Raw genomic sequence first — 16,659 nt, 5'->3', positions numbered from 1 at the left:
CCTATCCACCGGTGCTGACCAGCAGCCTGTCGATGCCGCGCAGGAACAGGCTGCCGCTGTACGTCGGCGTCTCAGTGACCGTCAGCGCGGGGAACCGGGCGAACAGCCGGGGCAGCGCGAGGCGGCCCTCCAACCGCGACACCGCCGCGCCGAGGCAGAAGTGCAGGCCCACCCCGAAGGCCAGCGACGGAGGGCCGGAACGGGTCGGGTCGAAGGTGTCCGGGGCCGGGAAGCGGGCCGGGTCCCGGTTGGCCGCTCCGATCATGATCAGCACGTTGTCGTCAGTGGCGACCGGTACGCCGTGCAGCACGGTGTCGGCCGGCGCTGCGCGGGCCAGGAAGTGCACCGGGCTCGCCAACCGCAGCACCTCGTCGACGCAGCCCTGCGCCAGCGTGGCGTCGGTGGGCAGCGCCGCGACGGTCTCCGGGTGGGCCAGCAGCAACGGCAGGCCGTTGCTGAACATGTAGACGGTGGTGACGAAGCTGGCGTTGAACAGCACGATCAGGTTGCTGACCAACTCTTCCTCGGTCAGCTCCACCTCCCCGGAGTCGAGCGCCTCGACCAACGCGCTGAGCAGGTCGTCCCCGGGCACCCGGCGGCGGTGCCCGAGCAGCTCCCGGTAGAAGGCCCGCAACTCCTGCGCGGCGGTGTTGGCCGCGGCCAGCCGCTGCGGGGTCTTCCCCGCCACGTCCAGGAACTCGTCGATCCACTTCACCCGCTCGCGGTACCACGGCAACTCGGCGGCCGGGATGCCGATGAACTCGGCCATCACCAGGGCCGGAATCGGGTACGCGAAGTCGGCCACGAAGTCGATGACGCCCTCCCCGGCGTCCGCCATCCGGTCCAGCAGCTCGTCGACCACCCGCAGGATCACCGGTTCCAGCGCGCCGAGCCGGCGCGGCGTGAAGGTGCGGGAGAAGACGTGCCGCATCCGGGTGTGATCGGGCGGGTTGACGAACATCATCGAGGTCTGGAGGGCCCGCAGGATTTCCTGCTCCTCCCAGCCCGGCGGCGGCTGTTTCGTCCACTCCGGATCGCGCAGCAACCCGTCGACGAGGTCGTAGCCGACCGCGACGGCGGCCACCGTCCGGTGCTCGGCGCGCGCCGGCACCGCGCTGATCGGGCCGAGCCGGTGCAGGTCCGCGTACCACGGGTACGGGTCCTGTCTACCCTCTTCGCTGTACAGGCCGGTGAGTATCTCCTCCACGTCCACGGCCAACTCCTCCCCGCCGATGTCGGTGACCGGGGGCAGCGGGGATCACCCGCCGCCCCCGGCCGATGTCACAGGTCGAGCAGCCGCAGCGGCACGGCGTTGGCCAGTGCCTGGTTACCGGCGTCGTTCGGGTGGATGTGGTCCCCCGAGTCGTACGCGGGCAGCAGTTGGCTGGGCCGGGCCGGGTCGCGCAGCACCCGGTCGAAGTCGAGCAGCCCGTCGAACTCCCGACTGCCGCGCAGGTACGCGTTCACCGCCTGGCGGGTGGCCTCCTTCTGCGGCGTCCACACGCCCGGCGCGCCGTGCCCCTCGTACGGCGTCAGCGTGGCCACCAGACTGGTCAGCCCGCGCTGCTGGAGCTGCTGGTTGATCTGCCGCAGCGTGCCGATGATCGCCTCGGGTGAGTCGTTCGACATCCAGATGTCGTTGATGCCCAGGTGGGTGACGACGGTACGCACCCCGGTCTGCGGGAATACGTCCTCGTTGAGCCGGGCCGCCGCGTTCGGGCCGAGCTGGTAGTAGCCCGGGTAGTTGCCGTCGCCCGGCTCGGTGCCCTCGTGGTTGAGCCGGTTGCCGGCCAGGCTCAGGTTGAGCACGCCCGGGGTGCGCTTGTCCGGCCGGTCGGCGAGCAGCCGGTCGGAGAGCAGGTCGGGCCAGCGCCGGTTGGCGTTGACGGTGCTGCCGTTGCCGTCACCGATGGAGTCGCTGAGCACGACCAGCGCGCCGGGGCTGCCCTTGCGCTGCACGTCGACGCCGGAGAGGAAGAACCAGCAGCAGGTGGGACGGGTGGTGAACCCGGTGCCCTCGGCGGCCCCGGTCAGATCCCCGGCGCCGATGAAGTTGGCCTGCTGGGACTGCCCGTGGAACGTGGTCGGGCCGGTCGGCGTCGGGAAGTGCAGGGTGACCACCAGGTCGCTGTCGTCCGCGACCGGGAAGGCCAACGGGTCGCTGAGCAGTTCGGCGCCCCGGTTCATGGTCGCCGTGGTGGCACCGGTGAAGCTCAGCGGACGCACCGACGCCGCGTCGATGTCGGAGAGGTCGTCGGGGGTCGCGGTGTTCGGCCGGGCGACGGTGGCGCGGCCGACAGTGACCGCCTGCTCGCCGTAGAGGTTGCTCAGGCGGACCCGCAGCGCCGGGCCGCCCACCGACACGTGCACGATCATCCGGACGCTCTGGTCGTTGAGGCCGGTGTTGGTCAACCCGACCGAGTTGCCCCGGGTGACAGCGGTGGCCCAACTGCCCGCCCACTCGGCGCGGTCGGGTCGGCTGGCGGCGGTGCCGGACGGACCGGCGCTGGCGACGACGGCGGGTGCGCCGGCGACCAACAGCGCGGCCGCAGCGGCGATGACAGGCCATCTCTTCGGGGTTGCCGTTGCCATGGAACCTCCATCGTGTGGCAGCCCAGGGCCGTCCGCTGACGGCGCCCGCCTGGACGATGGTCCAGAAACCTAGCCGCCGCCGCTGACGGGCGTCAATCAACCTGATCGACGCGATCAAATGTCCGGCGGGCCGCTCGGACCGCCCGTCGGCACGGTTCCGACCAGCCGTTTCCCGCCTAGGCTTCCAGGCGGCGGCGGTGCGGTCGCCCAAGCGCGCCACCGTCGCGTCGTCACCGGGAGCTGCCCGGGACCGCCGCTTTCTCGGATGGGGGCTGCCGGATGACTGACGGACCCGGGCACACCACGACCTACGTGCACAGGGTGTTGGACCTCTTCGCCGAATTCGGCGACCGGGAGGCGTTGGTCGGTGCCGATCGGCGACTCACCTACATTGAGGCCGCCGCGCGGGTCCGGGCGATGGCCGCGACGTTGACCCGGCACGGAGTACGGCCCGGGTCGGCGGTGCTGGTGACCGTCGCGAACGCGGTCGAGGGTCCCCTGCTGCAACTCGCCCTGCATCTGCTCGGTTGCCGGACGATGTGGGTCGCCCCGGTGACCGCACGCCGGGAGGTCGACGAGTTCATCCGGTTGGCCCGCCCGGACGCCCTCGTCTACGACGCCCGGGACCGCGCCAGTCTGGGCCCGGAGCTGGCCGCCGCGCTGCACGGCACACCGGTCTGCTGTCTGGGCCCGGGCGGCGCCGGCCCCGACCTCACCGCCGACGCCGACGTCGACGTGGCGGAGCTGCCGGCGCCCGTGCCGGCGCCCGAGTCGTTCCTCCAGACCAGCGGCACCACCGGAAGCCCCAAGCTGGTGCACCACCGGGAGAGTTTCTACGCCCAGATCCTCGCCCTGGCGGCCGATTTCCGCGCCGCCGGGTTCCCTCTGCTGCGGCACCTGTCGCACTCGCCGATGTGGCTGGCCAGCGGGCAGATCACCACGCTGTTCAACCTGTTCACCGGCGGGGTGCTGTTCCTGCGCGACGACTGGGACCCGGCGGCCTTCGTGGACACCGTGCAACGGGAGGGGATCAACTCGACCTTCGTCACCCCGCCGATGCTCTACGAGGTGTTGGACCACCCGGCGCTTGTCGGCGCGGACTTCTCCGCCATGTTCATGTTCAACGTGGGCGCCGGGCCCGCCGCGCCCGCCCGGCTGCGCCAGGCCATCGCGCGGTTCGGCCCGGTGCTGCGCATCGTGTACGGCCTCAGCGAGGCGGTCGTGATCACCGCGCTGCCCGGGCTGACCGACGATCCGGAGCACCCGGAGCGGCTGCGGTCCTGCGGGCGACCCTACGGCGACGTGCGCATCGAGATTCGCGGCGACGACGGCGCGATCCTGCCGACGGGCCGCGACGGCGCGGTGTGGGTGCAGACCCGACTGAGCTTCGCCGGTTACCACGGTCAGCCGGAGCTGACCGCGCAGACGCTCGTCGACGGGTGGGTGCGGACCCGCGACATCGGCCACCTCGACGACGACGGCTACCTCTACCTCGTCGACCGGGCAGACGACGCGATCCTCACGCAACGGCGGAGCTGGCCGATTTTCTGCCGCCCCATCGAGGACGTGCTGGCCGGCCACCCGCAGGTACGGGCCGCCGCCGTGATCGGCGTGCCGGACGAGACGGCCGGCGAGGTCCCGTACGCGTACGTGGTGCTCGGGCCGGGCGCTACGGTCACCGGGGCGGAGCTGATCGACCTGGTGACCGCCGAACTCAACGAGATGTGGGCACCGGCCGCTGTGGAGTTCATCGACCGACTGCCGGCGAACCGGTCGATGAAGGTGAACAAGCGGGCGCTGCGCGAGCGGTACGCGACGCGTCGGGCGGCGGCGGTCGGGTCGTGACTCCCCGCCGGCAACTGGTCGTCCTCGTCAGCGCGGACCTGATCTCCAACCTGGGCACCCGCATCTCGGTGGTGACCATCCCGTGGCTGGTGCTGGTCACCACCGGCAGCCCCACCAAGATGGGCCTGGTCGCGTTCGCCGAAACCCTGCCGTACCTGCTGTCCAGCGCGTTGGGCACACCCTGGGCGGACCGGATCGGCCTGCGCCGTACCTCGATCCTCTGCGACGCGGGCAGCGCCGTGGCGATGGTCGTCGTCGCGCTGACCCCGTGGTTGGGCTTCGCCCCACTCGTGGCGCTCGTCGCGGTGGCCGGCGCGCTGCGGGGCATCGGGGACCGGGTGAAGCACGTGATGTTCCGCCCGGCCGCGGAGGCCGCCGGAGTGCCGCTGATCCGGCTGACCTCCGCGTACGACGGGCTCAGCCGGGTGATGACCCTGTTCGGCGCGGCCGTGGGCGGCCTGCTGATCGCCGCGTTCGGGGTGACCGAGGCGATCCTCATCGACGCGGCCAGCTTCGGCGTCTGCGCGCTGCTCATCGGCGTCCTGGTCCGCCCGACGGCCGCCCCGACGCAACCCGCCCAGCCGGAGAGCTATCTGCGCGCTCTGCGGGGCGGCTTCAGCTACCTGGGTCGGGACCGGCCGCTGCTCGGCATGCTCGCCGTCATCTCGGCGCTGAACATGGTGGCCAACGCCAGCGTTGCCGTCTACATCCCGGTCTGGGTCGCCCGGGAGCTGCACGGCCCGAGCGGTCTCGGCCTGGTGCTGGCCGCGTTCTCGGCGGGCGCGCTGCTGGGCAACCTGCTGTTCACCGCGCTCGGGCCCCGCCTACCCCGACGACTGACGTTCCTGGTCGGCGTACTGGTCGCCGGCACACCCCGGCTGGTGGCGCTGGCGATCAGCGACGAACTGCCGGTGGTGCTCGTAGTGACGTTCCTGTCCGGAATCGGCATCGCGGCCGTCAACCCGCTGCTCGGGGTGGCGCTCTACGAGCGGGTGCCGCCGGAGTTGCAGACCCGGGTGATCGGCATCGCCGGTTCGTTGGCGTTCGTCGGGTTGCCGGTCGGCGCGCTGCTCGGCGGCTGGTCGGTGGACGCTCTGGGGCTCACCCCGGCCCTGCTGACCATGGCAGCGGCGTGCCTGGTGGTCACCGCGTACCCGCTGTTGCACAAAGCCTCCGGCCCGGAGACACCAGCGCGGCGCACCCCCGTCACCACACCCTGACCGGCCCCAGCCTGCCTCGCGAGGTCCTACCGCACCGCTGCCCGCTTTGCCCGACGGGCCCGGCACTCTGGGTCGTTGGTGTGAGCGTCGGCTGCCGGCCGGGTCACTCCGGCCGGCAGGCGCGTCCAGTCGTCCACGTAAGCGCACTGGATGTTCCAATCCAGGAGCAGTTTCGCCCGCTCGATGTTCGCCTCAGTCAGGTCGACGCCGAGCAGGTCGACGCCGAACAGGTCCGCGCCCGTCAGGTCCGCGCCCGTCAGGTCCGCGTCGGTCAGATCGGCAGCGGACAGGTCCACGTCGGTCAGCACGGCAAAACGCAGGCTCGCCTCGACCAGGCTCGACCCGGCGAGGGTGGCGTGGTCCAGTCGCGCCCGGTTCATCTGCACGTGCTGCAGGTCAACCCTGCTGAGGTTGGCGCCGCGCAGCTCCGTGTCGATCAGCTCGACGTCGGTCAGGTTGGCGCCCGCCAGGTCCGCCTCGGTCAGGTCGGCGTCGGAGAGGTTCGCCCCTTCCAGATTCGCCAGGCCCAGGTTCATTCCGGCCAGATCCATCCCGCGTAGATCGGTGCGGGACAGGTCGACGCGGGTCAGATCCGGCCGGCCGCTGAGCGAGTCACTGTCGCCGAGCGCGGCCAGAGCGGCGTGGATGTCGACCGGGGGTCGTACCCGGGTGTCCTCGAACGAGGCGGCTTCCGTGGCCCCGTCGGTGGGAGCAGCCGCCCCGCCGACGGAGTGGACGCGGACGAACGCCGACAGGATCTCCACCACGGCAGGACGATCGGCCGCAGAATCGCGCATGATCCGTCGCAGGGCGTGGATAGCACCCAGGCGTACGTCCAGCTTCTCGGCGCCGGGCTGCCCCAACTGTTCGATCGACGCGGTGAAGCGGTCGGTGATCTGCCCCTGCGCGGTGAGGCGTTGCTGCTCACGGTTGGCCTCCTGTTGCGCACGGTTGGCCGCATTGGTGATGAACAGCCCGACCGCGAGGACGATCACCGACAGAATGCTCCCCAGGCCGAGCAACCGTTGCCACGGGTCCGGTTTGAGTTCCAGGGGGGCGCTCGGGGCCAACTCCAGCCGGGTTGTCGACGGTCGGCCAGGGCGTAGGGCGCGCGATGCGACGGTAGCCGGCCGAGGCCGTCCACTGCGGGTCGGGCGGCCGGGGGCCGCGGTGGGGGCACCGGCACGCCAGGCGGCGCGGACGGCGGCTAGTCGAGCGCGGATGGTCGCCACAATCTCCATTTGACCCGACCTGCGCTACTCCTGCTGTCACCCTCCTCCGGACGCCGGGCAAACCGGTTGCGGGGCGTGCCCGGCTGCCGCAGGCTCGGACGGATGAGCGCGCAGCCGCCGCCAGGCGTGCCGGTGACCGACGCCGGCGTGGCCGACCGGATCGACGGGGCCCTGGTCCGCCGACTGGTGGCGGAGCAGTTCCCCCAGTGGGCGCACCTGCCGGTACGCCCCGTCGAGGTCGACGGCTGGGACAACCGCACGTTCCACCTGGGCCGGGAGATGACCGTGCGGCTGCCCAGCGGCGCGGGGTACGCCCTCCAGGTCGCCAAGGAGCAGCGCTGGCTGCCGGTGCTCGGGCCACAGTTACCGGTGCAGATCCCCACGCCGCTCGGGTACGGCCGGCCCGGGGCCGGATACCCGTACCCGTGGTCGGTCTATCGCTGGATCGACGGGCGGACCGCCCACGGGGAGCGGATCGACGACCTGACCCGGTTCGCCACCGACCTCGCCGCCTTCCTGCGGACCCTGCGCCGCGTGGACGCCACCGACGGCCCGGCGGCCGGCCCGCACAGCGCCTGGCGGGGTGGTCCGCTGTCCACGTACGACGCGGAGACCCGGGCGGCGATCGAGACGAACCGGGCGCGGCTGCCCGTGGACACGGTCACCGGCATCTGGCAGACCGCCCTCGACGCCACCTGGGCCGGGCCGGCGGTCTGGTTCCACGGCGACGTCGCGTCCGGCAACCTGCTGGTCCGCGAGGGCCGGCTCGCCGCCGTCATCGACTTCGGCTGCTCCGGCGTGGGCGACCCCGCCTGCGACACCGTGATCGCCTGGACCCTGCTGCACGGCCCGAGCCGGGTCGCCTTCCGCGCCGCGCTCGGTCTGGACGACGCCACCTGGGCCCGGGGACGAGGGTGGGCGCTGTGGAAGGCGCTGATCACCCTGGACGATCGCGACGCGGCCAAGGCCGGGTGGGCCGGGCGAGTGCTCGGCGAACTCCTCGCCGAGCACAGCGTGGCCCGCTGAATCCGTACCGGCTGGGGCCCGTCAGCGCCCGGCCGGGGCCGGAGTGGCGTGTTCGGTACGGCAACGTGGGCAGCGCAGTCGCGCCCCCGGGGCCGTCCGGGGCACCCGGAGCCGCTGACCGCAGCCGCAGGTCACCACCGGGGCCGACGCCCGTAGGTATTCGTCCCGCTCCCGGCGTGGCCACCGGCCGTGGCAGCGGGCGCACCACTTCGGCGGGTAGCTGTGGTAGTGCGCCAGGCCGAACGCGCCCGCGATCATCAGCGCGGCGGGGACCAGCAGGCCGAGCGGCGCGAGCAGCGCGGTCGGCACTCCGCCGACGCCGTCGGAGACCAGCACGGCGACCACAGTGAGCACGACCACCGGCACACCTAGCAGTGTGAACCCGAAGCCCCAGGCGAAGGCCAGCAGGGACGGCAGGAACATCCACATGCCGCCGGGCGCCCACCGGCGGACCCCGTACCCGTCGCAGCGTGGGCAGTTCGGCGAGACGCGGTGCGGCACCGACCGCAGCGCCTTCGGCGCCAGCCACTGCACCAGAAGCTTGAGGATCTCCTCGACCAGTTTCGTCGCGAGGGCCTGAAGGAACGAACCGAGCATCGTCAGCCACCTCCTCCGCCACCTGGCCCGGGGCTCCCACCGTGCGGTCGGCCCACCGCCCATCGTGGGCGGTGGGTGCCAACAGCCCACCCCAGCGCGCCGACGTCACGTCGTCCACGACGCCAATCCGACAGCGGCCGCGCGTTGTTCGTCGGACGTTCGGCTGCCGGCCGCGCGGGCGTCGGCCGGGGACGGCTAACGTCCATCGTCGTCACCGCACCTGGAGGCCGCCGCGTATGACGTCGTCACCCACCCGCCGCCGCACCGCCGAGGTCACCGCCGTGCGCCGGATCGGCGACAGCGCGCCGCACAGCGCGTTCACCGACCTCGTCCGGTACGCCGGGAGCTGGTTCTGCGCCTTCCGGGAGGCCCGGACCCACCTCAGCGACGACGGCGTGATCCGGGTGCTGACCTCGACCGACGGCCGGTCCTGGGCTTCCGCGACGGTCATCCGGCAGGCCGGCGTCGACCTGCGCGACCCACGCTTCGTGACGCGCCCCGACGGGCGGCTGCAACTGCTGGCTGCGGCCGCCACCGGCGAGGCCACCAAGACGTTCCAGACGGTGACGTGGCTCTCCGCCGACGGGCACGCCTGGGGCGATCCGACCCCGGTGGGCGAGCCGGGCGTCTGGGTGTGGCGGGCGGCCTGGCACGACGACGTGATGTACGGCGTCGGCTACGCCACCCGGGAGCCGAGGTTCGCCCGGCTCTACCGCAGCACGGACGGGGTGGACCTTCGGCCCTGGGTGCCGACGCTGTTCGAGGACGGGTACCCCAACGAGTCCGGCCTGGTCTTCGCCCCGGACGGCACCGCCCTCTGCCTGCTGCGGCGGGACGCGGCCACCGCGAGCGCGCAGCTCGGCCGGGCCGTGCCGCCGTACCGGGACTGGACCTGGACCGACCTGGGTGTCCAGGTGGGCGGGCCGACGCTGCTCCGTCTGCCCGACGGGCTGCTGCTGGCCGGGCTGCGCCTGCACGACGGCGAGGTCCGCACCTCGATCTGCGTCGTCGACCCGGACCGTGGCGAGCTGACCGAGCTGGTCGCGCTGCCGTCCGGCGGTGACACCAGCTACCCCGGCCTGGTCTGGCACGACGACCTGCTGTGGGTGAGCTACTACTCGTCGCACGAGGGGCGGACCTGTGTCTACCTGGCCGAGGTCAGCCTGACCGGCTGAGCCTGGCCCGGCGGCCCGGCGGTCGGCTAGCGTGCCGGCATGCCATCGACGTTCACCGAATCGACGGACCCGTACTGTCTGCGCCCCGGGGAGGCCGCCGAACTGCTGCACGAGCACCCGTGGCGGCGGTTCGTGGCGCTCGGCGACAGCGTCGTGGAGGGCATGTGTGAGCCGACACCGGGCTACCCGGACGTGCAGTGGGTCGACCGGGTGGCCGCCGAGCTGAGCGCCGTGCGCCCCGAGCTGGCGTACCGGAATCTGGGTCGACGCGGGCTGCGCGCGCACCAGGTGCGGGCCACCCAGCTCGCCCCGGCGCTGGCCTTCGCCCCGGACCTCGCGCTGGTTGTCTGCGGCGGCAACGACGCCTTCCACCCGGCGTACGACGCGGAGGCGGTGGACGCCGAGCTGACCGCGATGATCACAGCGCTGCGCCACGTGGGCGCCGACGTGATCACCCTGGGCATGTTCGACGTCTCGCACAGCCTGGCGGTGCCCGAGCACCTCCGGACCGGCCTAGGCGAACGGATGCGCCGCCTGTCGGCACACACCGCAAGCCTGGCCGAACGCCTGAACACGATCCACGTGCACCTGACCGACCATCCCCTGACGGCCGACCCCACCCTCTACAGCACCGACGGCCGCCACGGCAGCGCCCGCAGCGACGCCATAGCAACAGCCCAAACCCTCCGCACCCTCTCCCGCCGGCTCCACCACCCCGGTGATCATGAGGTTGGCGAGGCCAGGAGCGGCTCAGAGCCCCGCTAACCTCATGATCACCGGGAGAGAACCGGGGTCAGTTGGTCAGGAGGATTCCGGTCAGGAGGACGCCGTGGGCCAGGTTGAGGATTCCGTCGCAGCCGGGGTAGCCGACCCGGGCCAGGCCGCCGGAGGCGTGCCGGCCGAACAGGTACGGGGCCAGGGAGTACGGGACGTCGGCGGTGACCGTCTCACCCGTCTCGATCTGGACGAAGTCCATCGACACCCGGTCGGTCGGCAGGTACTCCTGGAGGATGGCCCCGCCCTGGTCGACGGCGGCCCGCACACCGTCGGCCCAGTCCGCCGCGCTCAACTCCGGGCCGAGCAGCACGCCGTGCCCGGCCGAACCGTCGGCCGGCTTCGCCACCAGCGTGGCCTGCTCGGCGATGGCCCGGTCGAGCACCGCGGCGGTCAACGGCACCGTGTACGGCACGTGCCGGCGGATCAGTGCCTGGTCGTCGGCGGGCAGCCCGTCCACGTCCTCCCACAGCCAACCGAACGTGGTCTTGTTACCGAGCAGCCAGGCCGCCGCCGACACGAACATCGGTAGGGTGCCGGCGGCGAGGGCCACGGCCACCGCGTCCAGGCCGGCGGTCGGGGTGACCCGGTTGGGCACGAACAACCGGAACAGCGCGTCGACCGGAGCGCCGTCGACGACCAGGCGCTTGTCGGCGTCCACGGTGGCGGTGGCGACCGGGGCGATGACCAGGTCGATGCCGAAGTCCCGGGCCCGTACGGCGAGAGGGTCGAGGATCCGGATGAACGTCTGCGGGTCGTCGAGGCCCGGGTAGTCGCCGTCGAAGTCCATCAGCAACGCCACCCGGGCGCCCTCGGGCAGCCGCAGTTCCTCGCGGATCGCCACGAACCGCTGGTCCAGCAGCGACGGCGCGGCCCGCACCGGCAGCTCGTCGAGGAGGCCGTGCTCCCGGTAGAGGCCCGCGTACCGCTGGATGACGGTGTCGGCGTCGAACCCGCCGCCGAGGCTGCTGTCGATGTTGTACTCGACGAACTTCGGCACCCCGGCGGAGAAGATCACGTCCGGGCGGTACGCGGCCAGCAGCGCCTCGGTCAGCGGCTCGGCCTCGTCCAGCAGCCGGGTCTCCCCCGCCGGCACGCCGAGCAGCCGGCGCAGCTCACCGGCGGTGCCGGCCCGCCGACGGCAGGCGTCGAGGATGAGCTGGGCCAGCCGGTCGCAGACCTCGTTGAGCTCCCGCCAGGCGTCGGCGGTGAGCACCGGGGGGCGGGCCAACCGCCACTGCTTGTTGTAGGTGGCCCGGCCGTGGAAGACCTGCTCCCAGGCCGCCGCCCCACTGGCCACCATGGCCCGACGGGCCGGCTCGGGAAGGTCGGTCCAGGCCCGGTCGGCCGCTGGCCACGGATAGTTCGGGTCGATCATGAGCCGTCCTTCAGGGTCAGGTGGATGGCGGTGGCGAGCTGGTCCCGGCCGGGCTGGACGGCCCGGTCCAGTGCTGGGGCGAACGGCAGCACCGCCCCGTCCGGGCGGGTGACCCGGCGCGGCGGGGCGAGCAGCCGGACCCGTTCCACCACCGAGGCGATGATCTCCGCGGCCATCCCGCAGGAACGGTTGCCGTCGTCGAGCACCACGAGGCGTCCGGTGCGGGCCACCGACTCGGTGAGACCGTCGATGTCGAACGGGTACAGGGTGCGCGGGTCGAACACCTCCACCGAGACCTGGTCGGCCAACTCCTCGGCGACAGCGAGCGCGTCGTGCACCAGGTGCCCGATCGCGACCACTGTCACGTCGTCGCCGAAGCGGTGGATCCGGCCCCGGCCCAGCGGCACCGGCGCCAGGTCGTCGACGTCGTCGCGCACGTCCATCGCGCCGGCCGGCGCGAACACCACCACCGGGTCGTCGTGGCGGATCGCGGTGACCAGCAGCCCGTACGCGTCGGCCGGGGTGGCCGGCACGACGGTGACCACGCCGACGTGGGCGAAGAGGCTGTACGGGTGGTCGGAGTGCTGCCCGGCCCACCCGGTACGCGAGCCGGAGCCGGGCACCAGGTAGGTGACGGGGACACTGCACTGCCCACCGGTCATCAGCGGGAACTTGTGCGCGTGGTTGACGATCTGCTCGAAGACCAGGAACAGCAGCGACGGGATCTGGAACTCGATCACCGGCCGCAGCCCGGCCAGCGCCGCCCCGGTGGCGAAGCTGGTGAACGCCTGCTCCGACAGGGGGGTGTCGCGGACCCGTTCGGTCCCGAACCGCTTGGCCAGCCCGGTGGTCACCAGCGACGCCCCGACCTGGACGTCCTCGCCGAGCAGGAACACCGCCTCGTCGCGGGCCAACTCGTCGGCGAGGGCCCGGGTCAGCGCCCGGCGGTACGACAGTCGGGGCACCTCAACCACCTCCGGTGCGGGCGGTCAGGCCGCTGGCGTACAGGTAGGTCAACGCGTCGGCCGGGTCGGGTTCCGGGCTGCCCAGGGCGAACCGCACCGCCGCGTCGAGGGTCGCCTCGACCTCGGCGTCCACGGCGGCCCGGTCGGTGTCGGTGAGGCGTTCGCCCTGGATGCGCACCGGGTCCCGGGCCCGACCACGGGTCACCTCGTCGGGTGGCCGGTAGCCGTCGAGGCGTACCGCGTGTTCGAAGGTGTGGTGGACGTCGAAGCGGTAGGTCCGGGCCTCGATCAGCTCGGGGCCGCCGCCGGCGCGCATCCGGTCGACGGCGGCGGACGCGGCGACGCGTACCGTCTCGGGGTCCTGGCCGTCGACCTGGACGGCCGGGATGTCGAACGCGGCGGCCCGGCCGGCGATGCTGCCGGCCACCGCTCCGGAGACCGGCATGGTGGTGGCGTAACCGTTGTTCTCGCAGACGAACAGCACCGGCACCCGCCAGAGCGCGGCCAGGTTGAACGCCTCCAGCAGCATCCCCTCGTTGACCGCGCCGTCGCCGAAGAAGCTCACCCCGACGGTGTCACGGCCTTGGCGGCGGTGGGCCCAGACCGCACCCGTGATGATCGCCCCGGAGGCGCCGACGATCGCGTTGGCGCCGAGCACGCCGATGCTCAGGTCGGCGGCGTGCATCGAACCGCCCCGGCCGGCGTTGAGGCCGGTGAGCCGGCCGCACAGCTCGGCGAGCATCCGGGCCGGGTCGGCCCCGCGGGCCAGGACGTGCCCGTGCCCGCGGTGGGTGCCGGCGAGCACGTCGTCGGCGTCCAGCGCGGCGCAGACGCCGGCGGCGATCCCCTCCTGACCGAGGTACGGGTGGATGCCGCCGACAATCTGGCCGCCGTGGACCAGCTCCACCGCCCGTTCCTCGAACCGGCGGATCAGCCGGACCGTGCGGTAGAGCCGGACCGGGTCGGCGTCGGTCACGCAGGCCCCTTGATGGCGGCCAGGATGTCGTCCCAGAGCCGGGCCCGGGCAGCGAGGGCGGTGTTGACAGTGTCGGCGCACTCCTGCCACCTGCTGTCGTCGTCGCCGCACAGGTCGGCGAGCATCTGCATGGCCATCGGGGTGTGCTGTTCGCCGTCGACCTCGATGTGCCGCTCCAGGTAGTCGACGAAGGTGTGCAGCCGGTTGCTGTGCTCGTTGACGGAGACGACCTGGGTGAACATGTCCGGGATCAGGTCCTCCCGGCCGAACGCGAAGGCCGCCGCCTGGCAGTGCACCGGGGTGGACTCGATGATCTGCCAGGTGGTCGCGGCGAACCTCGCCGACGCGGCCGGCACCCCGGCCTCGGCGAGCGCCTCGGTGACCGGCCGCCCGGCGCGCAGCAGGTCGATGAGGGCGTTCACCGCCGTGGTGTCCGCGCCGGCCTCGGCCATGCCCTGCACGTACAGCTCGAAGTGGCTGATGTAGCCGCCGCCCAGCTCGTCGCTCTCCTCGACCATGACGATGTCGTTGATGAGGCGGCGGCTGCCGGTCGGGCCGGTCGGGATCCACGGCACGGTGACGCAGGTCAGTTGCCGTTGCAGCGACTTCAGCAGGGACATGAAGTCCCAGACCGCGAAGACGTGGTGCTGCATGAAGGTGACCAGCGCCTCGTGGGTGTCGAGGTTGGCGTAGAGCGGGTGCTCGACCACGGCGTCGCGCCGGTCGGTCACCGCCCGCTCCAACCGCTCGATGCCCGGGTGCGTCTTACCCCAGTCGTACCGTGACATGTCAGCCTCCCTGCTGGGCGCGGTGGCGCCAGATGACCGGGCAGTAGTCGGGGTCCGCGTAGTCCGGCCGCCCGTCGTGGGTGCGGCGGACCAGCACGTCGTGGTTGTACGCGGCGAGCGTGCCGTCGGAGAGCGGATACTCCCGCCAGGCGTTGTCGCCGTCCTGTAGGTGCAGCGAGATCGCCTGTCGGGGGCGACCGCTGACGTTGGGGCCGCTGCCGTGGTAGGTGCGGCAGTGGTGGAAGCTCACGTGTCCCTTGGGGATCACCATCGGGATCTTGCGGATCTCCGCGCCGTTGTACGCGGCGTTCTCGGCGAGCATCTCCTCCAGCTGGCTGCGGTCCCGGTCGGCGAAGTGCCGCACCACTGTGTCGTCCGCGCCGATCTCCTTCCACCGGTGCGAACCGTCGACCATGGTGATGGTGCCCATCTCCTCCCCGCAGTCGTGGAAGGGGATGAACGCGGTGAGCATCCTCTCCGACGACGAGGAGGCCCAGTAGTGCTTGTCGAAGTGCCAGGGCACGATGTTGCTCGGCTCGCCGGAGATCGGCGGCTTGTAGATCAACGTGGACTGGAAGACCCTGATCTCGTCGGCCTGGGCCAGCCGGGCGGCGACCGCGCCGAGCAGCGGCTTGCGCAGGATCGCGCCGAGCCCGTCGTGTTCGTGATGGACGTAGTCGTTGTGTCGCTGCACCGGGCCCTTGGACGGCTCCCAGTAGGCCAACTTCGGTGGGCGCACCGGGAGCCGGCGGTCCCGCTCACCGTCGTAGTAGCGCTGTGCGGCGGCGGCGAGGGCGTCCACCTCGTCGTCGGTGAACACCTTTCCCGACAGGTACCAGCCGTGTTCGGCGTAGTGCCGCACGTCGTCGTCGGACGGCAGCAGCGCCTGCTCCTCGGCAGTCAACGTCGGCTCGTAGTCGGTCGCGGTCACTGTGCCTCCCTGGTTCGCGACTGCGGGGCTCGCAAACCCGGCTCACTCCTCGCGCTCACGCCCCCACCCCCTGTGGTGTGGCCGCCACGGCGGCCAACTCCCGCTCCTTGGCCTCGTAGAGCGCCTTGATGTTGCCGCTGCCGAAGCCCCGCGCGCCGCGCCGCTCGATCAGCTCCAGGAAGAGCGTGCGACGCACGTGCATCGACTCGGCGAAGATCTGCAACAGCTGACCGTCGTGGTCGGAGTCGACAAGCACACCCAGCTCGCGCAGCCGGTGCAGCGGGGCGTCGACCCGACCGACCCGCGCCTCCAGGGCGTCGTAGTAGCTGGCAGGGGTGCCGGCGAAGCGCACCCCGCGCCGGCCCAGTGCCTCCACCGCGCCGACGATGTCGTCGGTGCGCAGCCCCAGGTGCTGCACTCCCCCACCGGCGTGCTGGTCGAGGAACGCGTCGATCTGCCCGGGCCGCCGGGTGCGGTCCGGTTCGAGCAGCACCACGGTGACCCGCCCGGACGGGCTCTGCACCACCTTGGAGTTCATTCCCTGCCCGTCGACCTCGATGTGCTCCTCGAAGATCTGCGCGAAGTCGAACAGCGCCTCGAAGTGCCGGACCGTCTCGTCGAGCTGGCCGGGCGGCACGCAGACCGCCAGGTGGTCGATCTCGGCGAGCACCGGCGGGTGGCCGTCCGTCGTGGACGCCGCCGCGGTGATGGCGCCGGGCAGGAACCCGCTCCCCTCGCCCCGGCGCTGCACCAGCCGGTGTCGCACGTCGGCGAAGCCGTCCACCTCGGCGATCACCACCTCGGCGTCCGCGCCGGTGTGGGTGGTCGGCGGCGTCACCCCGGTCGCGCCCCGACCCACGAGCTCGGCGTACGCGGCCGACACGTCGTCGACCTCGACCGCGACGACCCCGATGCCGTCCCCGTGGCGTTGCACGTACCGCGCCGCCGGGTGCGCGGCGCTCAACCCGGAGGTGAGCAGCAACCGGATGTCGCCGTGGCAGAGCAGCAGCGAGCGCTGCCCCGCCAGCCCGGTCTCCGGACCACCCTGGCCACAGATTTCGAAGCCGACGGCGGTGCTGAAGTAGAAGGCCGCCTGTCGGGCGTCCCCCACGTAGAGTTCGATGTGGTCAATACCACGGATGTCCATGTCCCCTGAAACC

Annotated in this window: 15 protein-coding genes; 5 read left to right on the top strand and 10 right to left on the bottom strand. The window is 72.3% G+C overall.

Going from position 1 to position 16,659, the window contains the following annotated elements; translation table 11 throughout:
• Position 1 precedes the first annotated feature (1 nt).
• Together ACQRWP_RS10095 and ACQRWP_RS10090 are read right to left on the bottom strand one after the other, a co-directional pair.
• Positions 2 to 1,213 (bottom strand): cytochrome P450, encoded by a 1,212-nt coding sequence (locus tag ACQRWP_RS10095; protein ID WP_430501981.1) that lies wholly within the window; start codon positions 1,211 to 1,213, stop codon positions 2 to 4.
• Positions 1,214 to 1,281: 68 nt separating this feature from the next.
• Complete coding sequence (locus ACQRWP_RS10090; RefSeq protein WP_430503172.1) at positions 1,282 to 2,559, bottom strand: SGNH/GDSL hydrolase family protein; 1,278 nt, start codon at positions 2,557 to 2,559, stop codon at positions 1,282 to 1,284.
• Between the two features lie 312 nt (positions 2,560 to 2,871).
• Between ACQRWP_RS10090 and ACQRWP_RS10085 the strand changes: the two genes are divergently transcribed.
• Both ACQRWP_RS10085 and ACQRWP_RS10080 read left to right on the top strand, forming a co-directional pair.
• Positions 2,872 to 4,437, top strand: coding sequence for an AMP-binding protein (locus tag ACQRWP_RS10085; protein WP_430501979.1), 1,566 nt, complete (start codon positions 2,872 to 2,874; stop codon positions 4,435 to 4,437).
• On the top strand, positions 4,434 to 5,657 hold the full coding sequence (locus tag ACQRWP_RS10080) for an MFS transporter (RefSeq protein WP_430501977.1): 1,224 nt from the start codon (positions 4,434 to 4,436) through the stop codon (positions 5,655 to 5,657). The genes ACQRWP_RS10085 and ACQRWP_RS10080 overlap by 4 nt, the downstream gene beginning before the upstream one ends.
• Positions 5,658 to 5,683: 26 nt before the next feature.
• Here ACQRWP_RS10080 and ACQRWP_RS10075 read toward each other — a convergent pair whose 3' ends face one another.
• Positions 5,684 to 6,898 (bottom strand): pentapeptide repeat-containing protein, encoded by a 1,215-nt coding sequence (locus tag ACQRWP_RS10075; RefSeq protein ID WP_430501975.1) that lies wholly within the window; start codon positions 6,896 to 6,898, stop codon positions 5,684 to 5,686.
• Between the two features lie 93 nt (positions 6,899 to 6,991).
• On the opposite strand from ACQRWP_RS10075, the gene ACQRWP_RS10070 reads away from it, so the two are divergent.
• A complete protein-coding gene (locus ACQRWP_RS10070; protein WP_430501973.1) occupies positions 6,992 to 7,915 on the top strand; it encodes an aminoglycoside phosphotransferase family protein in 924 nt (307 codons plus the stop codon).
• Positions 7,916 to 7,936: 21 nt separating this feature from the next.
• Here ACQRWP_RS10070 and ACQRWP_RS10065 read toward each other — a convergent pair whose 3' ends face one another.
• Positions 7,937 to 8,512: a hypothetical protein gene (locus ACQRWP_RS10065; RefSeq protein ID WP_430501971.1), complete on the bottom strand. Its 576-nt coding sequence runs from the start codon at positions 8,510 to 8,512 to the stop codon at positions 7,937 to 7,939.
• Positions 8,513 to 8,748: 236 nt separating this feature from the next.
• Between ACQRWP_RS10065 and ACQRWP_RS10060 the strand changes: the two genes are divergently transcribed.
• Positions 8,749 to 9,687, top strand: a complete 939-nt coding sequence (locus tag ACQRWP_RS10060) for an exo-alpha-sialidase (RefSeq protein WP_430501969.1) — start codon at positions 8,749 to 8,751, stop codon at positions 9,685 to 9,687.
• A gap of 39 nt (positions 9,688 to 9,726) precedes the next feature.
• Positions 9,727 to 10,452: an SGNH/GDSL hydrolase family protein gene (locus ACQRWP_RS10055; RefSeq protein ID WP_430501967.1), complete on the top strand. Its 726-nt coding sequence runs from the start codon at positions 9,727 to 9,729 to the stop codon at positions 10,450 to 10,452.
• Between the two features lie 28 nt (positions 10,453 to 10,480).
• Here ACQRWP_RS10055 and ACQRWP_RS10050 read toward each other — a convergent pair whose 3' ends face one another.
• The 6 genes from ACQRWP_RS10050 to hppD are packed head-to-tail and all read right to left on the bottom strand — an operon-like array spanning position 10,481 to position 16,646.
• Positions 10,481 to 11,839 (bottom strand): hypothetical protein, encoded by a 1,359-nt coding sequence (locus ACQRWP_RS10050; RefSeq protein WP_430501965.1) that lies wholly within the window; start codon positions 11,837 to 11,839, stop codon positions 10,481 to 10,483.
• A complete protein-coding gene (locus ACQRWP_RS10045; protein ID WP_430501963.1) occupies positions 11,836 to 12,804 on the bottom strand; it encodes an alpha-ketoacid dehydrogenase subunit beta in 969 nt (322 codons plus the stop codon). The genes ACQRWP_RS10050 and ACQRWP_RS10045 overlap by 4 nt, the downstream gene beginning before the upstream one ends.
• A 1-nt stretch (position 12,805) precedes the next feature.
• Positions 12,806 to 13,780 (bottom strand): thiamine pyrophosphate-dependent dehydrogenase E1 component subunit alpha, encoded by a 975-nt coding sequence (locus ACQRWP_RS10040; RefSeq protein ID WP_430501961.1) that lies wholly within the window; start codon positions 13,778 to 13,780, stop codon positions 12,806 to 12,808.
• Complete coding sequence (locus ACQRWP_RS10035) at positions 13,777 to 14,568, bottom strand: DUF3050 domain-containing protein (protein WP_430501959.1); 792 nt, start codon at positions 14,566 to 14,568, stop codon at positions 13,777 to 13,779. The genes ACQRWP_RS10040 and ACQRWP_RS10035 overlap by 4 nt, the downstream gene beginning before the upstream one ends.
• A gap of 1 nt (position 14,569) precedes the next feature.
• Positions 14,570 to 15,499 (bottom strand): phytanoyl-CoA dioxygenase family protein, encoded by a 930-nt coding sequence (locus ACQRWP_RS10030; protein ID WP_430501957.1) that lies wholly within the window; start codon positions 15,497 to 15,499, stop codon positions 14,570 to 14,572.
• Positions 15,500 to 15,554: 55 nt separating this feature from the next.
• On the bottom strand, positions 15,555 to 16,646 hold the full coding sequence (hppD, locus tag ACQRWP_RS10025; protein ID WP_430501955.1) for a 4-hydroxyphenylpyruvate dioxygenase: 1,092 nt from the start codon (positions 16,644 to 16,646) through the stop codon (positions 15,555 to 15,557).
• Positions 16,647 to 16,659 lie beyond the last annotated feature (13 nt).

It is taken from the genome of Micromonospora trifolii (genome assembly GCF_050516465.1).
GTDB lineage: Bacteria > Actinomycetota > Actinomycetes > Mycobacteriales > Micromonosporaceae > Micromonospora > Micromonospora trifolii.
The sequence above is the reverse complement of the archived record's forward strand: the minus strand, read 5'-3'. Positions and strand labels throughout refer to the sequence as shown.

Excerpts from the sequence above, each read along its gene's own strand:
- ACQRWP_RS10085 (WP_430501979.1), top strand. The coding sequence starts at position 2,872 with ATGACTGACGGACCCGGGCACACCACGACCTACGTGCACAGGGTGTTG.
- ACQRWP_RS10075 (WP_430501975.1), bottom strand. The coding sequence starts at position 6,898 with ATGGAGATTGTGGCGACCATCCGCGCTCGACTAGCCGCCGTCCGCGCC.
- ACQRWP_RS10070 (WP_430501973.1), top strand. The coding sequence starts at position 6,992 with ATGAGCGCGCAGCCGCCGCCAGGCGTGCCGGTGACCGACGCCGGCGTG.
- ACQRWP_RS10065 (WP_430501971.1), bottom strand. The coding sequence starts at position 8,512 with ATGCTCGGTTCGTTCCTTCAGGCCCTCGCGACGAAACTGGTCGAGGAG.
- ACQRWP_RS10060 (WP_430501969.1), top strand. The coding sequence starts at position 8,749 with ATGACGTCGTCACCCACCCGCCGCCGCACCGCCGAGGTCACCGCCGTG.
- ACQRWP_RS10055 (WP_430501967.1), top strand. The coding sequence starts at position 9,727 with ATGCCATCGACGTTCACCGAATCGACGGACCCGTACTGTCTGCGCCCC.
- ACQRWP_RS10050 (WP_430501965.1), bottom strand. The coding sequence starts at position 11,839 with ATGATCGACCCGAACTATCCGTGGCCAGCGGCCGACCGGGCCTGGACC.
- ACQRWP_RS10035 (WP_430501959.1), bottom strand. The coding sequence starts at position 14,568 with ATGTCACGGTACGACTGGGGTAAGACGCACCCGGGCATCGAGCGGTTG.
- hppD (WP_430501955.1), bottom strand. The coding sequence starts at position 16,646 with ATGGACATCCGTGGTATTGACCACATCGAACTCTACGTGGGGGACGCC.